This window comes from Bradyrhizobium mercantei, assembly GCF_001982635.1.
Lineage (GTDB): Bacteria > Pseudomonadota > Alphaproteobacteria > Rhizobiales > Xanthobacteraceae > Bradyrhizobium > Bradyrhizobium mercantei.
The window spans coordinates 35,077-55,011 of sequence record NZ_MKFI01000015.1; the positions used below are offsets into that span (position 1 = coordinate 35,077).

The following is a 19,935-nucleotide window of genomic DNA, read 5'->3' on the forward strand; positions in this document are numbered from 1 at the left end:
TCGAGACAATGTTTGCTCATGATACGCATCATTGTCCCAGCCGCTCGATCAAAGCAGGCGCGTGCACCTGGTCGGCCTTGTAGTTGCCGGTCAGCGTGTACATCACGATGTTGACGCCGGCACGGAAGGCGAATTCGCGCTGGCGCGGCTCGCCCGGCGTCAGCGGCAGCATCGGCTGGCCGTCGGGGCGGATCGCCCAGGCGCCGGCAAGGTCGTTCGAGGTGATGATGATCGGCGACACGCCGTCACCGCCGCGCGCTGGGCGCTGCGCAGCCTCCTCATCGTCCTCGCGCGGCAGCGCCTCGACCCAGGTCTGGCCGGAGTTGAAGCGGCCGGGGAAGTCGCGCAGCAGATAGAACGTCTTGGTCAGCACGTGCTCGCGCGGCACCGGCTCGAGCTCGGGCACGTCGAGGGTCGACAGCAACTCGCGCAGCGTCTGCATGGCCGGCGTCTGCGACGCGCCATTGTCGCCCGGCGGCGCCTCGACGGCATCGCGGGTATCGAACAGCACCGTGCCGCCCTGCTTCATGTAGGCGTCGATCTTGTTGATGGCGTCCTGCGGCGGCTTCGGCGCGCCCGGCACGATCGGCCAGTAGATCAGCGGGAAGAACGCCAGCTCGTCGCGCGCGGGATCGATGCCGACGGGATCGCCGGCTTCCAGCGCGGTGCGCTGGCCGAGGAACAGCGTCAGTCCGGACATTCCGGCCTTGACGATGGAATCGACGTCGGCATTGCCGGTGACGACATAGGCGAGCCTGGTCTGCGACACCGCCTTGATGGCGAAGTCGTCGCTGCTGGCGTTCTGCGCGTGCGTCGGCGAGGGCACCATCGTCGTCGCAAGGATGAAGGCCAACGCGAGCACCGCGGGCGCGGCGCGGCGCCGGATCAGCGCGGCGAGACCGCCGCCGAGCATCGCCACCACGATCGCGTCGAGCAGGAACAGCGCCAGCGCCGTCGACAGCATGATACCGCGCAGGTCCCGCGGCTCGGCGTTGGTGTAGGTTGCGTGCTTGGCGCGCAGGGCGGAGGTGTCGAGCGGCGCGATGCGGTCGGCGGAGGCCAGCGTGTTGACCGCGATCGGGCTCTCGGTGGTGCCGTAGAAGCCGGGCGGATGGTCGGCTGTCCCGCGGTCGCGATAGTCCGCCGACATCGGCTTGGCGGTCGAGGGCGGCGGGCCGAAGGCGCCGAAGCCGTCGAGCGTGCGCAGTGGCGCGACCGTCTCGGCATTGGGATCGCTGGCGACGCCGGGGCCGGGCTTCGAGGTGTAGCCGGACATGTCGATCAGCCGGCGCAGCATCTCGACGAAGGTGCCGGACATCGGCAGGTCCGACCAGCGCATGTCGGCGCCGACATGGAACAGGCTGACCACGCCCTTGCCGCGATGCTCGCCGGTGACGAGCGGCGTGCCGTCCTCGAGCGAGGCCCAGCTCTTGGTCGCGAGCACGGCGTCGGGCTCGGCCAGCACCTGGCGGCTGACGGTGATGTCCTTCGGCACGGTGAGGCCCGCGAACGGACCGTCGGCTGCGAACGAGGCCATATGCTGCGGCTTCTCCCAGGTGAGGCTGCCGCCGAGCGTGCGTCCGCCGCGGCGCAGCTTGACCGGAACGAGATCGTCATCGGCCTGGGCGAGGCGCGGGCCTGCGAAGCGCACCAGCACGCCGCCCTGCTCGATCCAGGCGTTGAGCCGGTCGCGGATCTCCGGCGACAGCGTGCCGACGTCGGCCATCACGATCATCGGCAGCCGCTGATCGAGGAATTGCCCGATCACCTGTTGCGGAGCGCCGCGATCGCCGAGCCTGACATCGGCGAACGGCGACAGTGCGCGGGAGAGATAGAAGGTCGATGCCAGCAGCGGCTGGGCGGTGTCGTTGCTCGCACCGGAGACCACGCCGATGGCGCGGCGGCGCCAGCGCCGGTCGAGCAGCTGCACGGCGCCGGCCGAGTGCTCGCCGGAGATTTCGAGCCGTGAGATATCGTTGCGCAGCTCGACCGGAAGATCGAAGGCGGCCTCGGTCTCGCGATCCTGCGGGCCGAATGTGTAGCGGGCCTCGCCGATCGGCGAGCCCTTGGCGTCGACTGCGCGCACGGTACCAGCCGCGATGCCGCTCTCGGTGCGCAGCACCTTCACGGTCATCTTGGCGGCGGCGTTCTCGGCCGCCACCAGCGCCTGCGCGGACTGCGTGCCGCCGGCATAGATCGTCAGATTGCGGTTCTCGATCAGCTTGCCGAGACCTTCGGTGAACTCGCTGCCGCGGCCGGTATCGACGCCGTCGGACAGCCAGGCGATGTCGCAATCGCCGGTCGATTTGAGGAAACGTCCAAGCGTCGCGAGGGTGTCGACGCGATCGATCGAATACGGCTTCGGCGCGAGCTGGCGCAGCGCGACGCGCGCGGCGCCGGCCGGCATCAGCGTGATGTCGCGCGCAGGCTCGGATAGCGGCACCAGCGCGACGCCGCGGCGGTCGCTGTCGGCATTGGTGATCAGCTCGTCGGCGGCCTTGATCCGCGCATCCCAGCTCGAGGCCGCGCTCCAGCCGTCATCGAGCAGGATCACCAGCGGCTGCTTGCCCGCGGCAACGCCGGTCTGCGGATTCCAGATCGGTCCGGCGGCGGCAAAGATGACGAGCGCCGCAGCGGCGAGCCTGAGCAGCGTCAGCCACCACGGCGTGCGCGACGGCGTCTCTTCCTTGGGCGCGATGTCGAACAACAGCCGGGTCGGCGGAAATTCGATCCGGCGCGGCCGCGGCGGCATCACGCGCAAGAGCCACCACAGCACCGGCAGGCTGACCAGCCCCAGCAGCAGCAACGGTTCGGCGAAGGAGAGGGGGAGGCCTGCGATCATGCGCTGCGTCCCGCCTTGACGGTTGAGCGGCCGCCGCCCTTGCTCACCATCATGCCGGCGTGCAGGAACAGCAGCAGTTCGGCCGCGGAGCGGCTCGTGGTGTGGGTCGAGAACAGCCAGTCGAGCCGATTGGTCTCGGCGCGGATCTCCTCGCGATGCAGCGCGACGCGGGCGACATAGTCGCTGGCCCAGCTCTCGGCGCGGCCCGCGGTGATGACGCTGCCGGCCTCCGGCTCGACGAACTCGACGCGGCCCGAATAGGGAAAGGTCTCTTCGGCGGGATCGACGACCTGGATCATCGTGCCATGCGCACCCGAGGAGGAAAGCCCGCCCAGCATCGCCGTGATCTCGGCCAGCGGCGACCAGAAATCCGACAGCACGACGATTTCGGCCAGCGACGACGGCACGAAGGCCGGCGGCAGGCTCGCGCGCGTCTTCTCGTCGTGCAACATCGCTTCAGCCATCTTGTCGATCACGTTGAGGCTTGCGGTCGGGTTCATCAGGCCGGGAATGCCGACGCGTTCGCCGCCCGCAACGAGCAGCTCGGCAAGCGCGAAGGCGACGATCAGGCCGCGCTCCAGCTTGCTGTCGCGCGCCTCGCGTGAGGCAAAGGCCATCGAGGACGACCGGTCGGGCCAGATCCACACGGTGTGCGCGGCCTCCCACTCCTGCTCGCGCACATAGAGATGGTCGTCGCGTGCCGAGCGGCGCCAGTCGACGCGCTGCGACGGCTCACCGGAGACGAAGCGGCGGTACTGCCAGAAATTCTCGCCCGAGCCGGCGCGGCGGCGGCCGTGCAGGCCATGGATGACGTTGGCGGCAACACGGCGGGCCTCAAGCACCAGGCGCGGCAGCGAAGCGGCGAGCGTTCGGCTTTCGCCATCTGCACGTCGAACCGCCAGGATCTCCTCGTTCAGGTGCTTGTTGTCAGCTGCCATCAACCGATCCGGGTTTTCAACTGCTTGATCACGTCGGGAATGGTGCGGCCCTCGGCGCGCGCCGAGAAGGTCAGCGCCATACGGTGCTTGAGCACGGGCTCGGCGAGATCGAGCACGTCGTCGATCGACGGTGCGAGCCGTCCGTCGAGCAGCGCGCGGGCGCGCACGGCGAGCATCAAGGCCTGGCTGGCGCGGGGACCGGGTCCCCACGCGATCAGCTTGCCGGCCTCGCCGCCCTCGGTGCCGGGACGCGCGGCACGAACCAGCGTCAGGATCGCCTCGACCACGGAATCGCCGACCGGCAGGCGGCGCACCAGGCGCTGTGCGGTGAGCAGCGTCTCCGCGTCCATCGACGGCTTGGCATGCGCCTCTTCGGCGCCGGTGGTTTCGAACAGGATGCGCCGCTCGGCGTCGCGATCGGGATAGTCGACGTCGATTTCCATCAGGAAGCGGTCGAGTTGCGCCTCGGGCAGCGGATAGGTGCCTTCCTGCTCGAGCGGGTTCTGCGTCGCCAGCACGTGGAACGGCTTCGGCAGATCGTGCCGCGCGCCGGCGATGGTGATGTGCTGCTCCTGCATCGCTTGCAGCAGCGCCGACTGGGTGCGCGGGCTGGCGCGGTTGATCTCGTCGGCCATCAACAGCTGCGCGAACACCGGACCGGAGATGAAGCGGAATGAGCGCTTGCCGGCGGAGCTCTCGTCGAGCACTTCGGCGCCGAGAATGTCCGAGGGCATCAAATCGGGCGTGAACTGGATGCGCTTGGCGTCGAGCCCGAGCGTGACGCCGAGCGTCTCGACCAGCTTGGTCTTGGCAAGGCCGGGGACGCCGATCAACAGCGCGTGGCCGCCGGACAGGATCGTCACCAGGGTGTTTTCGATCACCTGGTCCTGGCCGAAGATGACCGTGGACACCGCTTCCTTGGCGGCCTTGATCTGGCCCGCGACCTGCTCGGCCGAACGGACGATCACATCCTCCAGTTTCTCGACGCTGTCTGCACCAGCCATTCGATCCGCTCCTTCTCGACGATACGCCTGATTCCTGCGTCGTCATCTCTCGGCCCACATGCTAAACCCGCGCGAAGGCCATGTATTCGTTGAATTAAACTATCCCCACCTTATCGGTATTTCAGGGTATGAACGGCATCACGATGTGGCGAGAATATCATCCCGACCACATCTCACGATATGTGCACCAAACGTGCCAGATTGAAGGTAGGAAACTTCAGGGCAAACAATGGCGAAGCAAGGGCAGAGCGATTCCGGCAGGGAAACTACGGGCCTCGGAGGCAAGGGCCTCGAGGGCCTCACCGCTGCCGCCAATCAGGCTGCGACATCGGGTTCGGCCAAACGCAAGGGTCTGCCGCCGGTTCACCTGTGGAATCCGCCCTTCTGCGGCGATCTCGACATGCGAATCGCGCCCGACGGCACCTGGTTCTACATGGGAACGCCGATCGGCCGTCCCGCGCTGGTGCGGCTGTTCTCCACGATTCTGAAGCGCGAGGACGGCAAGCACTTTCTCGTGACACCGGTGGAGAAAGTCGGCATCCGCGTCGATGACGCGCCGTTCCTCGCCGTGGAGATGCAGACCGAGCAAGATGCGCGCGGCCGCTTGCTCAGGTTCCGCACCAATGTCGACGACTGGGTCGATTGCGAGAAGGGCCATGGCCTCAGATTCGAAGCCGCCGAGGACGGCGGATTGACACCCTATCTGCATGTCCGCGCCGATCTGTGGGCCAAGGTGACCCGCGCGCTCTACTACGATCTGGTTGACATGGGTGAGCAGCGGATGGTCGATGGTCAGGAGATGTTCGGCATCGAGTCCGGCGGCGAGTTTTTCGCGATGGCCGACGCCAGCCAGGTGAGGGACAGGTGAGGGACGCACTTTGAACGAGCCGTTGCTGAAGGTGAAGCCGGCGACGATCAGCTCGACGGAATTCTTCGCGCGGGCCCGCACGCGGCTCAATTTCGAAGTGCCGCCGGGCCTGGTCGATCCGCATATCATTCCGCGCACCGGAGATTCCGGCAACGACCGCATGCTCGAGATCGTCGCCCAGGAGCAGCCGGTGCGCCCGGCCGCGGTGCTGATCCCGGTGGTCGACCATCCCGAGCCGACCGTGCTGTTGACGCAGCGTTCGCCCAACCTGTCGAGCCATGCCGGCCAGATCTCGTTTCCCGGCGGCAAGATCGACGCCACCGATGCCTCGCCGCTCGATGCCGCGCTGCGCGAGGCCTGCGAAGAAGTCGGGCTGAAGCGGGAATTCATCGACCCGGTCGGCTATCTCGACCTCTATGGCACCGCGTTCGGCTTCCGCATCCTGCCGACGGTCGCCAAGGTGAAGCCGGGATTCGCCCTTGAGATCAACGAGGCCGAGGTTGTCGATGCGTTCGAAGTGCCGCTCGCCTTCCTGATGAATCCGGAGAATCATCAGATCCACACCAAGGAATTCCGCGGTATGGACCGGTCCTATTATGCGATGCCGTTCGCCGAACGCTACATCTGGGGCGCGACCGCGGGCATCCTGCGCGTGCTGTATGAGCGGATTTATCTGTCATGATCCGCACGGTATTGACCGAGATAGGAATCTTTCTGATCCCTTTCGCGGTCTATGCCATCTTCCTCATCGCGACGCGGTCCGGCGTGACGCTGCCGGCGTCCTGGCCGCTCGACATGATCGCGAAGCTGACCTTGGCGGCGCTGGTGATGGTCATCGTGAGCTTCCTGCTGCTGGCCGAACTGACCGGCGCGCCGCCGAACTCGACCTACGTTCCCGCTCATATCGAGAATGGCAGGCTGGTGCCGGGAGCTGAGAGATGAGCGAGGTGCGCTTGCTGTCCGACGCGCCATGGCTCGCTTCGGGGCCGGCGGCGCGCGTGCTCGACCTGCTCAATGCCGACGGCGAAGAGGCGCGGGTGATCGGCGGCGCCGTGCGCAATGCGCTGATGCGGATTCCGCTCGCCGACATCGACATCGCCACCACGGCGCTGCCGGAGGAGGTGATCCGCCGTGCCAAGCGGGCGAGCATCAAGAGCGTGCCGACCGGCATCGAGCACGGCACGGTGACGCTCGTCGTCGACGGCCAGCCCTTCGAGGTGACGACGCTGCGCGAGGACACCGAGACCTTTGGCCGCAAGGCCAAGGTGGCGTTCGGGCGCGACTGGGTGCGCGACGCCGAGCGGCGCGACTTCACCATCAACGGCCTGTCGGTCGATGCGGCGGGTGTCGTGCATGATCACGTCGGCGGCCTCGCTGACATCGAGGCGAGGCGCGTGCGCTTCATCGGTGATCCCGCGCAGCGGATCGCCGAGGATTACTTGCGCATCCTGCGCTTCTTCCGCTTCCACGCCGCCTATGGCGCGGGCGAAGTCGATCGCGCCGGCTATCTCGCCTGCATCGGTGGACGCGCCGGGCTCTCCGGTCTCTCGGCCGAGCGCATCCGCATGGAGATGCTCAAGCTCGTGGTCGCGAACGGCGCTGCGGGCGCGGTGGTCGCGATGGGTGACGGCGGGTTGTTGGAGCCGCTGTTCGGCGGCGTCGCCTATACCGGGCCGTTCGCGGCAATGATCGAGATCGAGAGACTGATGGCGCTCGCGCCGAGCGCGATGCGCCGGCTCGCCGCGCTGACGGTCGCCGTGACCGAGGATGCGCGGCGCATCGCGAGCCGGCTGCGGCTCTCCAACGCCGAGGCCAAGGCGCTCGATTCGATGGGCCATCGCTGGTGGCGCTTGCCCGGCATGGACGAGGCGCATGCCAGGCGCAGGCTTTACCGGCTCGACGAGGAGCCGTATCGCGACCGCCTGCTGCTCGCCTGGGCGCGAACCGGCACGGGCCGCGATGCCGAGCAGTGGCGCGCGCTCGTCACGCTGCCGCAACGCTGGCGCGCACCGCACTTTCCGTTGCGGGCGTCGGATTTCATTGCGCGCGGGATCGCCGAGGGGCCTGCACTCGGGCACGTCCTGACGCTGGCCGAGGATGCCTGGCTTGCCGCGGACTTTCCGCTCGATCCCAGGATATTGTCTGACATTGCCGACCAGACCACGGCTCGCTTTACCCGTGACCACCGGCTCTGAAGCTGATCTGGATTTTCGCGGTGCCGGCATCTCGATGCCGCCGTGATCATCGGCGGCACGGCAACGATTGACGGGAGCGACGATTGGCCGGTGTCGGATGGAGGCGATGCCGCCGGCGCCTGCCAGGCAGCATCGCGCCAACAGGAATTACGCCGCCTTGCGCTTCTTCTTGCGATCGCCGTCGTCGTCTTCGTCCTCGTCGTCCTCTTCTTCCTCGTCGTCGTCTTCGTCGTCTTCCTCTTCTTCGTCCTCGGGATCGAGTTCGGTGGATTCAAGGGCGACGAGCGGCAGGGTTTCGCGAAACAGATCGCCGTCCGTGCCCATCCACAGACACTCGACCTTGTCCTCCTCGACTTCGACCACCGTGATCGGATGGCCGCCGGATTTCAGCATGACGACGTCGCCTGGTTTCAGTTCCATGATTTCCCTCCGCGCTGGATGACGCGGGCGGCAGGCTAGCGACCGGTGATGACAGTCAAATCACGGCCGGCGTCGGCTTCGATGGAATTGACGTGGAAAACGGGCGCGACGCGCTATTTCTGCGCGGAAGGAACCAGTTCGGTCAACGAGCGGATGATGCGGTCCGGCTTGATCGTCGATCCCACCGGCAGTCCGACACCGTGCACGTCCATCCAGATCGCATAGATGCCAAGCCGCTGCGGCGCCACGACTTCCCACTCGAGATTGTCGCCGATCATCCAGGTGTCCGATGCGGTGACGCCGAGCGCCTGCATCGCGTGCAGATAGGCGCGCTCCTCCGGCTTGCCGAAGCCGTGCTCGCCCTCGATCTGGATATGATCGAAGCGATGGCCGAGCGCGAAGCGCTCGACCTTGGCGCGTTGCATGTCGGCGGCGCCGTTGGTGACCAGTGCGAGCTTGATGCCGAGCGCCTTGAACGCATCGATCGCTTCATGCGCGCCGGGGAAGACGAACATCTCCTCCTCGCGATAGGCGGTGAAGCGATCGGCGATGCGGTCGGCGAGATCGTCGGGCAGCGCGCGGTGGCCGGCCGCTGCAAGCCGAGCGAAGCCGCCCTTCACGGTCAGCCGCCGCGCCTCGCCGAGCTTGATCCGCCAGATCGGCTCGGCGGTCGACCAGAATTGCCGTGCATAGGCCAATAGCGCAGTCGCGACCATGTCCGGGCGCAGGGGCGCGAGCTCCGCGGCGAATTCGGTGGTGATCGTGTTCCAGGCGATCTCGGGGCGCCCATAGGCCGACAGGATGGTGTCATCCATGTCGATCAGCATCGCGCGCGGCAGCTTTGTCACGGCCATTTCACCTCCGGCGGCAGCGACGACAGGATCGAATCCACGTTGCCGCCGGTCTTCAGGCCGAAGATGGTGCCGCGATCATAGAGCAGGTTGAACTCCACATAGCGCCCGCGGCGGATCAACTGCTCGTCGCGGTCCTCCGCGCTCCAGGCGGCCGCGAAATTGCGCCGCACCAGTTCGGGATAGATCTTGAGGAAGCAGCGCCCGACGTCCTGGGTGAAGGCGAGATCGGCCTCCCAATCGCCGCTGTCGTGCCAGTCATAGAAGATGCCGCCGACGCCGCGCGCCTCCTTGCGGTGGGGCAGATAGAAATAGTCGTCGCACCATTTCTTGTACTTGTCGTAGTCGGCGACGCCGTTCGGCCCGCTGCAGGCCGCCTTCATCGCGGCATGGAAGGCGACCGTGTCGGGATCCTCCTGGGTGCGCCGCCGGTTCAGCACCGGCGTGAGATCCGCGCCGCCGCCGAACCAGGCCTTGGTGGTGACGACGAAGCGGGTGTTCATGTGCACGGCGGGCACGTTCGGATTGTGCAGGTGCGCGATCAGCGAAATGCCCGACGCCCAGAACCTGGGATCGTCGGCGGCGCCGGGAATCTGCGCGCGGAATTCGGGAGCGAACTCGCCATGCACGGTCGAGCAGTGCACGCCGACCTTTTCGAACAGCCGGCCCTTCATGATCGACATCACGCCGCCGCCGCCCGGCTTGCCGGTGTGATCGGTGCGGTCCCAGGGGGTGCGCGCGAAGCGGCCGGCATCGCCGGGATAGAGCGCGGCGGGGGCGTCATCCTCGAGCCTCTCGAAGGCCGCGCAGATCTCGTTGCGCAGCGCCTCGAACCAGCCGCGCGCGCGCGCCTTGCGGTCCTCGATGATGGCGGGGTCTGTTGGCAGCATGACTAACCTTGCGGGCCGAAGTAAGTGCAGCTCTCGTTGCAGCTGTCGCGATGGACGCTGACGCGGGTCAGCTTGCCTGCGTGCTGCAAACGCTCCCAGATGAAGCGCGAGAGATTCTCCAGCGTCGGCACGCCGATCGCCTCGATCTTGTTCAGGAACTTGTGGTCGAGGGTCTTCTGCACCTCGGCCATCGCGCGTTCGAGCAGCCCGAGATCGATCACCATCCCGGTTTTCGGATCCGGCGTGCCGCGGACGGTAACCTCGGCTCGAAACGAGTGACCGTGAATTTCCTCGCTGGCGGTGCCAAAGGTCGTTCCGGACAGCGCATGCGCAGCCTCGAACCGAAACGCTTTCGTCAATTCCCACATCTCTCTCAACAATCCACTTCTTGTTAGAGTCTAGTTTGGTCGCGTTTTCTTGACGCGAACCGGTATCCACTTCGCTTGAAAACGCTCCAGTTCATCTAATGCCGAGCGTCTTGTGCGTCTGCACGCTGAGGCGCCATTGCGGGTGCTTCAGGCAATAGGCGATCGCCCGCTCGGTATTCTCGATCACGTCGGGGCCGTCCATCGGTTGCAGCGAGAAGCGCTCGAAGGCGAGCTCGGCAAAGTCCTCCGGTGCATTCTCCGGCTGCGGATAGACCAGCTTGAGTTCGTGCCCGCTGCGTACCACGAGCTCGGATGCGGCCTTCGGGCTGACGCAGATCCAGTCGAGGCCGTCCGGCGGGGCGATGGTGCCGTTGGTCTCGATTGCGATCGCAAAGCCGTGCCCATGCAGGGCCTCGATCAGGGCGGTATCGACCTGCAGCAGCGGTTCGCCGCCGGTCAGCACCACGTAGCGGTCGGCATCGCCCCCGGTCCATTGCGCGGCGATGGTGCCGGCGAGCTCCGCCGCGTCGGCATAGCGGCCGCCGAGCGTGCCGTCGGTGCCGACGAAGTCGGTGTCGCAGAACCGGCAGACGGCGCCGGCGCGATCCTGCTCGCGGCCGCTCCAGAGGTTGCAGCCGGCGAAGCGGCAGAACACGGAGGCCCGGCCCGCATGGGCGCCTTCGCCCTGCAGGGTGAGAAAGATCTCCTTGACCGCGTAGCTCACCAAAAATCCCTTAAGTTACCGAACCGGCCGATATCGAACCGGTTTGCCGCAGCGCCTCGCCGACGGCCATGGCCGCCGTGACGGCCACATTGAGCGAACGCATGGTCGGCCTGATTGGAATCACCAGCCGCGCGTCCGCGGCGGCCACCACCGCGTCGGTCACCCCCGCCGTTTCGCGCCCGAATAGCAGGACATCGGAGGCCGTATACGCGAAATCAAGGTAGGATTTCGCCGCCTTGGTCGTGAACAGGACCAGCCGGCAGCCGGCCTCGGCCCGCCATTCCTCGAATTTCGACCATGAGTCGTGACGCTTCAACCGCACATGGTCGAGATAGTCCATACCCGCCCTGCGGAAATTCCGGTCCGAGGTGTCGAATCCCGCCGGTTCGATGATATGGGCTGCCACGTCCAGGCAGGCGCAGAGGCGCAGAATCGTCCCTGTATTCTGGGGGATGTCGGGCTGGAACAGCGCGATCTGCATGGTGCGGACGACCTGTGAAATCCGGATGAAATTGTCTCAATAAAACATCGCTCGGCGCGGATTTCGTGCATTGCACGTGTGCGAGCCGATAGCGGGCTTGCGCTCGTCCGGCAAGGGTGCCAATAGAACGATTCTGGACTGCTGTTCCGCCGTTTGGGGTGCGGAATGGCGGTTTTCTGCCGCCGCGGGGGCCGCGGGCGCCGGCAGCCTTTCTTGGGGCGTGTTCCACGTCTCTGGGGCGGTTCCACCGGCTGCAGAAAAGAAAGGGCTAGGAATCGTGACGACAGCGTCTTCGGCGGACCATCCCACACGCCGTGATTTTCTTTTTGTTGCAACCGGAGCTGCCGCCGTGGTCGGCGCAGCCGCCACTGTCTGGCCGCTGGTTGCCCAGATGAACCCGGATGCCGCGACGATCGCGGCCGGCGCGCCGATCCAGGTCGATCTGACGCCGATCGCCGAGGGCCAGGACATCAAGGTCTTCTGGCGCGGCAAGCCGATCTACATCAGCCACCGCACCAAGAAGCAGATTCAGGAGGCCCAGAGCGTGGCGCTCTCGAGCCTGCCCGATCCGCAGCCCGACTCGGCCCGCGTCAAGGCCGGCCACGACCAGTGGCTGGTCGTGATCGGCATCTGCACCCATCTCGGCTGCATCCCGATCGCCCATGAGGGCAATTACGACGGTTTCTTCTGCCCCTGCCACGGCTCGCAGTACGACTCCTCCGGTCGTATCCGCCAGGGGCCGGCGCCCGCCAACCTGGCGGTGCCGCCTTACGCCTTCCTTACCGACACCAAAATCCAGATCGGCTAAGTCCCGGACCCTCCGGGACTTAGGCTTCCACTTGGACCCATCGCGTCGTTTTTCTTCTTCAGGATCGCATCAATGAGCGGACCATCTGATTTCCAACCGAGCAACCCCGCCTTGAAGTGGATCGAACGGCGCCTTCCGATCTTCGGCCTGGTCCACTCCTCCTTCGTGGCCTATCCGACGCCGCGCAACCTGAACTACTGGTGGACCTTCGGCGCCATCCTTTCTCTGATGCTGGCGCTGCAGATCCTGACCGGCGTGATCCTGGCGATGCACTACACGCCGCACGCCGATCTCGCCTTCAAGTCGGTCGAACTGATCGTCCGCGACGTCAATTACGGCTGGCTGCTGCGCAACATGCATGCCTGCGGCGCGTCGATGTTCTTCTTCGCCGTCTACATCCACATGTTCCGCGGCCTCTATTACGGGTCGTACAAGGAGCCGCGCGAGGTGCTGTGGATCCTCGGCGTCATCATTTATCTCCTGATGATGGCGACCGGCTTCATGGGCTACGTGCTGCCGTGGGGCCAGATGAGCTTCTGGGGCGCCACCGTCATCACCAACCTGTTCTCGGCCGTGCCGTACTTCGGCGAGAGCATCGTGACCCTGTTGTGGGGCGGCTATTCGGTCGGCAACCCGACGCTGAACCGCTTCTTCTCGCTGCACTATCTGCTGCCGTTCGTGATCGCGGGCGTGGTCGTGCTGCACATCTGGGCGCTGCACGTCGCGGGTCAGAACAACCCGGCCGGCGTCGAGGCCAAGACCGAGAAGGACACCGTTCCGTTCACGCCCTATGCGACGATCAAGGACGCGTTCGGTGTGTCGTGCTTCCTGATCTTCTTCGCCTGGTTCATCTTCTACATGCCGAACTATCTCGGCGACGCCGACAACTACATCCCGGCGAACCCCGGCGTGACCCCGGCGCACATCGTGCCTGAATGGTACTACCTGCCGTTCTACGCGATCCTGCGTTCGATCCCGAACAAGCTCGCCGGCGTGGTGGCGATGTTCTCGGCGATCATCATCCTGTGCTTCCTGCCCTGGCTCGACAGCGCACGGACCCGCTCGTCGAAGTACCGTCCGCTGGCCAAGCAGTTCTTCTGGATCTTCGTGGTGGTCTGCATCCTGCTCGGCTACCTCGGCTCGCAGCCGCCGGAAGGCATCTACGTGATCGCCGGCCGCATCCTGACGGTCTGCTACTTCGCATACTTCCTGATCGTGCTGCCGCTGCTCGCCCGCATCGAGACGCCGCGCCCGGTGCCGAACTCGATCGCCGACGACGTGCTGGCGAAGAGCAAGGGCAGGGCCGCGACCGCAGCTTCGGTGGTGCTCGCGCTGGTGGTGGCCGGTGGCCTGTTCGCCGGCAGCACCCAGAACGCCAAGGCCGAGGAGGGTGGCGACACCCCGCCGGCCCAGAGCTGGTCGTTCTCAGGTCCTTTCGGCAAGTATGACCGCGGCTCGCTGCAGCGTGGCCTGAAGGTCTACAAGGAAGTCTGCTCGGCCTGTCACAGCCTGAACTACGTCGCGTTCCGCAACCTCGCCGATCCCGGTGGTCCCGGCTATTCGGAGGCGCAGGCAGCCGCGTTCGCGTCTGAGTACAAGATCAAGGACGGTCCGAACGACCAGGGCGAAATGTTCGAGCGTCCGGGCCGCACGGCGGACTACTTTCCGGCCCCGTTCCCGAACGAGCAGGCCGCAGCCGCAGCCAACGGCGGCAAGGCGCCCCCGGACCTTTCGTTGATGGCCAAGGCGCGGTCCTACAAGCGCGGCTTCCCGCAGTTCGTGATCGACTTCTTCACTCAGTACCAGGAGCAGGGACCGGACTATGTCGACGCCATCCTGCAGGGCTTCGAGGACAAGCCGCCGGCGGGTGTCACCGTCCCGGAGGGCACCTACTACAACAAGTACTTCCCCGGCCACGCCATCAAGATGCCGAAGCCGCTGTCCGACGGTCAGGTGACCTTCGACGACGGCTCGCCGGCGACGGTCAAGCAGTACGCGCATGACGTCACCACCTTCCTGATGTGGGCCGCCGAGCCGCACATGGAAGCGCGCAAGCGGATCGGCATGCAGGTGTTCTTCTTCCTGGTCGTGTTCGCGATCCTGATGTACTTCACCAAGCGCAAGGTCTGGGCCGACGCGCACTGATCTCGGCGATCGTTTCAAGCGTTCGAAAAAGCCCCTTCGGGGGCTTTTTTGTTTGGTGCGTCATTGCGAGCCAACGGGTTGCAATGACGGCTAATTGATTGCGTCCGCCACCGAGTACGGACAAGATGCCGGCCAATCAGCCGGCAAACAATTGCGGAGGAACTCATGGGTACCAGCATCAGCTTCAAGCGTCCGGACGGCAAGGAAGCGTCAGGCTATCTCGCCAATGCCGCGCGCGGCAACGCGCCCGGCGTGGTCGTGATCCAGGAATGGTGGGGCCTGCAGGACCAGATCAAGGGCATGTGCGACCGCTTCGCGCGAGCCGGTTTCGACGCGCTGGCGCCCGATCTCTACAAGGGCAAGGTGGTGCCGTATCACGACACCGACGCGGCCGGCAAAGAGATGAACTCGCTCGACTTCATGGACGCCACCACCCAGACGGTGCGCGGCGCCGCGCAATATCTCGCCAAGAACGGCGCCAAGGTCGGCCTCACCGGCTTTTGCCTCGGCGGCGCAGTGACCATCATCGGCGCCACCAAGATCCCGGAGCTGACGGCTGGTGTGGTGTTCTACGGCATTCCGCCGGAGCAGGCGGCGAAGCCTGCGGACGTGAGAATTCCGCTGCAGGGCCATTTTGCCACCAAGGATGATTGGTGCACGCCGGCGCTGGTCGATGGTTTCGAGAAGGCGATGAAGGCCGCCGGCAAATCGCTGGAGCTGTACCGCTATGACGCCGACCACGGTTTCGGCAACGAGCAGCGCCTGTCGGTGCACGACCGCCAGTGCGCAGAGCTCGCGTGGGACCGGGCTACGGAGTTCTTCAAGAAGCATCTGGGCTGATTGCGTACCCACGCGAGATGTCGTCCCTGCTTTCGCAGGGACGACGCAGTTTGCTATGCGTCTTTCACCCCGTCCCACCACGGGCAGGTGCCCGACATCAGCCTGAAATTGCCTTCCATCACCTGCACCGGCGCGCGCTTGCCTTCCGAGGCGGCGCGCATTCGCATCTCGCGCGCGACGGCGCGGTCCTCCGGCGACAGCCAGACGCGCTCATGGCCCCACAGGCTCGGGCCGTCATGCATCTCGAACGGCGTCCAGTTCATGGGATCGATCTCGCGGCCGCCCCAGCCGCACTCGACCATGAACGCTGACGGCGACTTGGCGTAGAACGACGTCATCAGATCGTTGGTGTGACGGCCGAGCGTGACATTGACCCGGTCTTCCTGCTGCGCGACGTCATAGGCTTGGCCGACATCGTCGAGCGAGAACAGCTCCACCATCAGATGATGCATGCCGTTGCTGCCGGTCTCGATCAGCGCCAGCGAGTGGTGGCGGGCGTTGACGTGGAAGAAATAGGCGCGGAACGGCTTCTCGATGTAGTCGCTCAGCCCGAAGCCGAGCACGTCGACATAGAAGGCCATCACGGGCGCGATGTGCTCGACCGTCAGCACCGCATGGCCGAGCCCGAGCGGCCCGGTGCGAAAGCCGGAGATCGAGCGTCCGGGCTTGAACGGCGTGTCGTCGATCTCGGCGCCGTGAAACGCCTCGAGACGATTGCCGGCCGGATCGCGGAACGAGATCAGGCCACGCACCCGCCGGCTATCCGCGAGCGCCTGCGGCTCTGACGTCACGGCAACGCCGGCGCGCTCCAGCCGCGCCGCCAGTGCGTCGAGGGCTGTGGCATCCGCCACCTCCCAGCCGAAGAACCTGGTCCCTTCGCCCTGCGCGCGGTCGATCACGATGCGTTGCTTGCGGTCGTCCATCCGGAAGGCGAGCAGCGAGTTGCCGCGCTCGATGGCCTGCAGCCCGACCAGGCCGGTGCCGAACTGCCGCCAGTCGTCGAGCGCGTCGGAGCCGAAGCCGGCATATCCGAGAGCCAAAATCGCCATCTGCGCCTCCGCCATCTGTCTGTTTTTTGGGCGGCCGACCGGCCGCCATTTCCGCAAATCCTACGCGGATTCCCGTCGCCTCAAACCCCGAAATACCGGCCAGAGGGGCGTCCCGGGTTGGGGCAGGGCTGTCAGTCCATCCCTTGACACGGCCCGCGCCGGGTGGTGTGTAACTGATATGAGCACCGTCGCCAGTCCATCCCGTCGTTGGTGGCCCACCTTCTCATAGGTGGCCGGTGCGTTTTCTTTTTTCACAAACGTCGAAGGTCGCCATCGCAGTGCGACGGTACCTTCCCTTGTCCTGTGTGGCGCTCTCTTCCCAAGTCTCGTAAGAGGATCACATGAACAGGACAGTCTTCTCCCTGCCGGCCAAGAGCGAGTATCTGACCAATGGCGGCCTTGCGGTCGCGCGCGTGGTCGAGCAGTTCACCGGCGGCGCCAATCGCCTCGACGACCTCATTGCGCTGCTGGACCGCCGCCGCGGCGTGGTGCTGTCCTCGGGCACCACGGTGCCGGGCCGCTACGAGAGCTTTGACCTCGGCTTCGCCGACCCGCCGCTGGTGCTGGAAACCATGGGCACGGATTTCTCGTTGCAGGCGCTGAACCCGCGCGGCGAGGTGCTGATCGCCTTCCTCGGCGACGTGCTGCGCGAGCCCTGCGTCGTGATCTCGGAGCGGAGTGCGACGAAGCTCTCCGGTCACATCATCCGCGGCGAAGCGCCGGTCGAGGAAGACCAGCGCACCCGCCGCGCCAGCGTGATGTCGCTGGTGCGCGACATGGTGGCGGCGTTCACCTCCAACGCCGATCCGCTGCTCGGCCTGTTCGGCGCCTTCGCCTACGACCTCGTGTTCCAGATCGAGGACCTCGTGCAAAAGCGCGCCCGCGAGGCCGACCAGCGCGATATCGTGCTTTACGTGCCGGACCGGTTGCTGGCCTATGACCGCGCCACCGGCCGCGGCGTGGCGCTGAATTACGAGTTCTCCTGGAAGGGCAAGTCGACCGCCGGCCAGTCGCACGAGACCGCGCCGAGCCTCTACGCCAAGACCGGGCGGCAGGGCTTTGCCGACCACGCGCCGGGCGAATATCAGGCGACGGTTGAAGTGGCGCGCGCGGCGTTCGCCCGCGGCGACCTGTTCGAGGCGGTGCCGGGGCAGCTGTTCGCCGAGCCCTGCGAGCGCTCGCCGGCGGAAGTGTTCCAGCGGCTCTGCCGCATCAATCCGTCGCCCTATGGCGCGCTGATGAATCTCGGCGACGGCGAATTCCTGGTCTCGGCATCGCCCGAGATGTTCGTGCGCTCCGACGGCCGCCGGGTCGAGACCTGCCCGATCTCGGGCACCATCGCGCGTGGTTCGGATTCGATCGGCGATGCCGAGCAGATCCGCAAGCTGCTGAACTCGGAGAAGGACGAGTTCGAGCTCAACATGTGCACCGACGTCGATCGCAACGACAAGGCGCGCGTCTGCGTGCCCGGCACCATCAAGGTGCTGGCGCGGCGACAGATCGAGACCTACTCAAAACTGTTCCACACCGTCGATCATGTCGAGGGCATGCTGCGGCCGGGCTTCGATTCGCTCGACGCCTTCCTGACCCACGCCTGGGCCGTGACCGTGACCGGCGCGCCGAAGCTCTGGGCGATGCAATTCGTCGAAGATCACGAGCGGTCGCCGCGGCGCTGGTACGCCGGCGCGATCGGCTGCGTCAATTTCGACGGCAGCATCAACACCGGGCTGACCATCCGCACCATCCGCATGAAGGACGGTCTCGCCGAGGTGCGCGTCGGCGCGACTTGTTTGTTCGACTCCGATCCGGCCGCCGAGGACCGCGAATGCCAGGTCAAGGCGGCGGCGCTGTTCCAGGCGCTGCGCGGCGATCCGCCGAAGCCGCTGTCGGATTTCGCGCCCGACGCGACCGGCTCGGGCAAGAACGTGCTCCTGATCGATCACGACGACAGCTTCGTGCACATGCTGGCGGATTACTTCCGCCAGGTCGGCGCCAATGTCACCGTGGTACGGCACGTCCATGCCCAGGACATGCTCAAGAAGAAGGGCTGGGACCTGCTGGTGCTGTCGCCCGGACCGGGCCGGCCTGAGGATTTTGGCATCGCGAAAACCATCGACACCGCGCTGGAGAAGAAGCTGCCGATCTTCGGCGTCTGCCTCGGCGTGCAGGCGATCGGCGAATATTTCGGCGGGCAGCTCGGCCAGCTCACCCAGCCCGCGCATGGCCGTCCCTCGCGCGTCCAGGTGCGCGGCGGCAGGCTGATGCACAATTTGCCCAATGAGATCGTGATCGGCCGCTATCACTCGCTCTATGTCGAGCGCGACAGCGTGCCCGAGGTGCTGGCGGTGACCGCGACCACCGAAGACGGCGTCGCAATGGTGATCGAGCACAAGACCCTGCCGGTCGGCGGCGTGCAGTTCCATCCGGAATCGCTGATGTCGCTCGGCAACGAGGTCGGCCTGCGTATTGTCGAGAATGCATTCCGGCTGAATCCGGGAGTGAATTGATTTGGACCGTCATTGCGAGCGCAGCGAAGCAATCCATGCCTCAATCCGGGGAGAGATGGATTGCTTCGTCGCTTGCGCTCCTCGCAATGACGACGCGGAGAAAGCGAGACAGCAATGACCTTCGACCACGACATCAAGGCGACCGTTCGCACCATCCCGGACTACCCGAAGAAGGGCATCCTGTTTCGCGACATCACGACGCTGCTCGCGGATGCCCGCGCCTTCCGCCGGGCGGTCGATGAGCTGGTGCATCCCTGGGCGGGCGCGAAGGTCGACAAGGTTGCGGGCATCGAGGCCCGCGGCTTCATCCTCGGCGGCGCGGTGGCGCATCAGCTCTCGGCCGGCTTCGTGCCGATCCGCAAGAAGGGCAAGCTGCCGCATACCACGGTGCGGATCGCCTATTCGCTGGAATACGGCATCGACGAGATGGAGATGCATGCCGACGCCGTGCAGCCCGGCGAGCGCGTCATCCTGGTCGACGATCTGATCGCGACCGGCGGCACCGCGGAGGGCGCGGTGAAGCTGCTGCGCCAGATCGGTGCCAACGTGGTTGCCGCCTGCTTCATCATCGATTTGCCCGATCTCGGCGGCGCCGACAAGCTGCGCGCGATGGACGTTCCGGTGCGCACGCTGATGACGTTCGAGGGGCATTAAGCGCCACACGCTCCACACGTCGTCCCTGCGAAAGCAGGGACTCCATAACCACTGGCGTTGGTTGTTAGCAAAGGCTGCAGCCGCAGCCTTAGCAAAACCAGCGTTGGTGGATATGGGTCCCTGTGTCTTGGAAGTCTGTCATGATGAAGGTGGGCGGGAAGCCGTTGGGTCCTTGGCGCTTGACGCCGTGATCCGGCCCGGTCTCCCGCCCGTTCCATCTACAACCTGAACAGTTGCACGAGGCTGCGCCAACAGACCTCGCATCACAGGGACAGGCACCATGATCATACCCCTTCGTTACGTCGGAATCGACGTCTCCAAACATCACCTCGATATTTTCGATGAGGCCAT

General features: G+C 65.8%; 19 protein-coding genes. 9 read left to right on the top strand and 10 right to left on the bottom strand.

Annotation, left to right across the window (positions count from 1 at the left end; genetic code table 11):
• Window positions 1-28 precede the first annotated feature (28 nt).
• From BI327_RS39845 to BI327_RS39855, 3 genes are read right to left on the bottom strand one after another with little or no spacing between them, the layout of a single operon-like run.
• On the bottom strand, window positions 29-2,839 hold the full coding sequence (locus BI327_RS39845; protein WP_076867125.1) for a DUF4159 domain-containing protein: 2,811 nt from the start codon (window positions 2,837-2,839) through the stop codon (window positions 29-31).
• The gene (locus BI327_RS39850) at window positions 2,839-3,780 is read right to left on the bottom strand and encodes a DUF58 domain-containing protein (protein ID WP_076867111.1); all 942 of its coding nucleotides are present in this window, start codon (window positions 3,778-3,780) and stop codon (window positions 2,839-2,841) included. The genes BI327_RS39845 and BI327_RS39850 overlap by 1 nt, the downstream gene beginning before the upstream one ends.
• Window positions 3,780-4,784 carry an AAA family ATPase gene (locus BI327_RS39855; RefSeq protein WP_050421964.1) on the bottom strand — a complete coding sequence of 335 codons (1,005 nt, stop codon included), beginning with the start codon at window positions 4,782-4,784 and terminating at the stop codon, window positions 3,780-3,782. The genes BI327_RS39850 and BI327_RS39855 overlap by 1 nt, the downstream gene beginning before the upstream one ends.
• Before the next feature lie 229 nt (window positions 4,785-5,013).
• Between BI327_RS39855 and BI327_RS39860 the strand changes: the two genes are divergently transcribed.
• Genes BI327_RS39860 through BI327_RS39875 form a run of 4 tightly spaced genes read left to right on the top strand, consistent with a single transcriptional unit; the run spans window position 5,014 to window position 7,847 of the window.
• Window positions 5,014-5,652, top strand: a complete 639-nt coding sequence (locus tag BI327_RS39860) for a DUF1285 domain-containing protein (protein ID WP_076867112.1) — start codon at window positions 5,014-5,016, stop codon at window positions 5,650-5,652.
• 46 nt (window positions 5,653-5,698) lie between these two features.
• Window positions 5,699-6,334 (top strand): CoA pyrophosphatase, encoded by a 636-nt coding sequence (locus BI327_RS39865; RefSeq protein ID WP_394329917.1) that lies wholly within the window; start codon window positions 5,699-5,701, stop codon window positions 6,332-6,334.
• The gene (locus tag BI327_RS39870) at window positions 6,331-6,594 is read left to right on the top strand and encodes a DUF6111 family protein (RefSeq protein WP_076867113.1); all 264 of its coding nucleotides are present in this window, start codon (window positions 6,331-6,333) and stop codon (window positions 6,592-6,594) included. The genes BI327_RS39865 and BI327_RS39870 overlap by 4 nt, the downstream gene beginning before the upstream one ends.
• Window positions 6,591-7,847: a CCA tRNA nucleotidyltransferase gene (locus BI327_RS39875; RefSeq protein ID WP_076867114.1), complete on the top strand. Its 1,257-nt coding sequence runs from the start codon at window positions 6,591-6,593 to the stop codon at window positions 7,845-7,847. Before BI327_RS39870 ends, BI327_RS39875 begins: the two co-directional genes overlap by 4 nt.
• 147 nt (window positions 7,848-7,994) lie before the next feature.
• Here BI327_RS39875 and BI327_RS39880 read toward each other — a convergent pair whose 3' ends face one another.
• The 6 genes from BI327_RS39880 to BI327_RS39910 all read right to left on the bottom strand — a co-directional run bounded on the left by BI327_RS39880 (window position 7,995) and on the right by BI327_RS39910 (window position 11,581).
• The gene (locus BI327_RS39880) at window positions 7,995-8,267 is read right to left on the bottom strand and encodes a DUF2158 domain-containing protein (protein WP_076867115.1); all 273 of its coding nucleotides are present in this window, start codon (window positions 8,265-8,267) and stop codon (window positions 7,995-7,997) included.
• Window positions 8,268-8,380: 113 nt separating this feature from the next.
• Window positions 8,381-9,121, bottom strand: a complete 741-nt coding sequence (locus BI327_RS39890) for an HAD family hydrolase (protein WP_076867116.1) — start codon at window positions 9,119-9,121, stop codon at window positions 8,381-8,383.
• Window positions 9,112-10,008 (bottom strand): oxygen-dependent coproporphyrinogen oxidase, encoded by an 897-nt coding sequence (gene hemF, locus BI327_RS39895; RefSeq protein ID WP_174683077.1) that lies wholly within the window; start codon window positions 10,006-10,008, stop codon window positions 9,112-9,114. Before hemF ends, BI327_RS39890 begins: the two co-directional genes overlap by 10 nt.
• A 2-nt stretch (window positions 10,009-10,010) precedes the next feature.
• Complete coding sequence (locus tag BI327_RS39900; RefSeq protein ID WP_050404001.1) at window positions 10,011-10,376, bottom strand: 6-pyruvoyl trahydropterin synthase family protein; 366 nt, start codon at window positions 10,374-10,376, stop codon at window positions 10,011-10,013.
• 91 nt (window positions 10,377-10,467) lie between these two features.
• A complete protein-coding gene (gene queE / locus BI327_RS39905; protein WP_076867127.1) occupies window positions 10,468-11,100 on the bottom strand; it encodes a 7-carboxy-7-deazaguanine synthase in 633 nt (210 codons plus the stop codon).
• A 10-nt stretch (window positions 11,101-11,110) separates the two neighbouring features.
• Window positions 11,111-11,581, bottom strand: coding sequence for a tRNA (cytidine(34)-2'-O)-methyltransferase (locus BI327_RS39910; RefSeq protein ID WP_076867117.1), 471 nt, complete (start codon window positions 11,579-11,581; stop codon window positions 11,111-11,113).
• Window positions 11,582-11,858: 277 nt separating this feature from the next.
• Between BI327_RS39910 and petA the strand changes: the two genes are divergently transcribed.
• The 3 genes from petA to BI327_RS39925 all read left to right on the top strand — a co-directional run bounded on the left by petA (window position 11,859) and on the right by BI327_RS39925 (window position 15,374).
• Entirely contained in the window at window positions 11,859-12,389 is a 531-nt protein-coding gene (gene petA, locus BI327_RS39915) for a ubiquinol-cytochrome c reductase iron-sulfur subunit (protein WP_076867118.1), read from the top strand.
• A 72-nt stretch (window positions 12,390-12,461) separates the two neighbouring features.
• Window positions 12,462-14,534 carry a cytochrome c1 gene (locus BI327_RS39920; protein WP_076867119.1) on the top strand — a complete coding sequence of 691 codons (2,073 nt, stop codon included), beginning with the start codon at window positions 12,462-12,464 and terminating at the stop codon, window positions 14,532-14,534.
• 165 nt (window positions 14,535-14,699) lie between these two features.
• Window positions 14,700-15,374 (top strand): dienelactone hydrolase family protein, encoded by a 675-nt coding sequence (locus BI327_RS39925; RefSeq protein ID WP_050422030.1) that lies wholly within the window; start codon window positions 14,700-14,702, stop codon window positions 15,372-15,374.
• A gap of 53 nt (window positions 15,375-15,427) precedes the next feature.
• Here BI327_RS39925 and BI327_RS39930 read toward each other — a convergent pair whose 3' ends face one another.
• Window positions 15,428-16,423 (bottom strand): VOC family protein, encoded by a 996-nt coding sequence (locus BI327_RS39930; RefSeq protein WP_076867128.1) that lies wholly within the window; start codon window positions 16,421-16,423, stop codon window positions 15,428-15,430.
• Between the two features lie 341 nt (window positions 16,424-16,764).
• Between BI327_RS39930 and BI327_RS39935 the strand changes: the two genes are divergently transcribed.
• Together BI327_RS39935 and BI327_RS39940 are read left to right on the top strand one after the other, a co-directional pair.
• Entirely contained in the window at window positions 16,765-18,930 is a 2,166-nt protein-coding gene (locus BI327_RS39935; protein WP_076867120.1) for an anthranilate synthase component I, read from the top strand.
• A gap of 114 nt (window positions 18,931-19,044) precedes the next feature.
• Window positions 19,045-19,584, top strand: a complete 540-nt coding sequence (locus BI327_RS39940) for an adenine phosphoribosyltransferase (RefSeq protein ID WP_076867121.1) — start codon at window positions 19,045-19,047, stop codon at window positions 19,582-19,584.
• Window positions 19,585-19,935 lie beyond the last annotated feature (351 nt).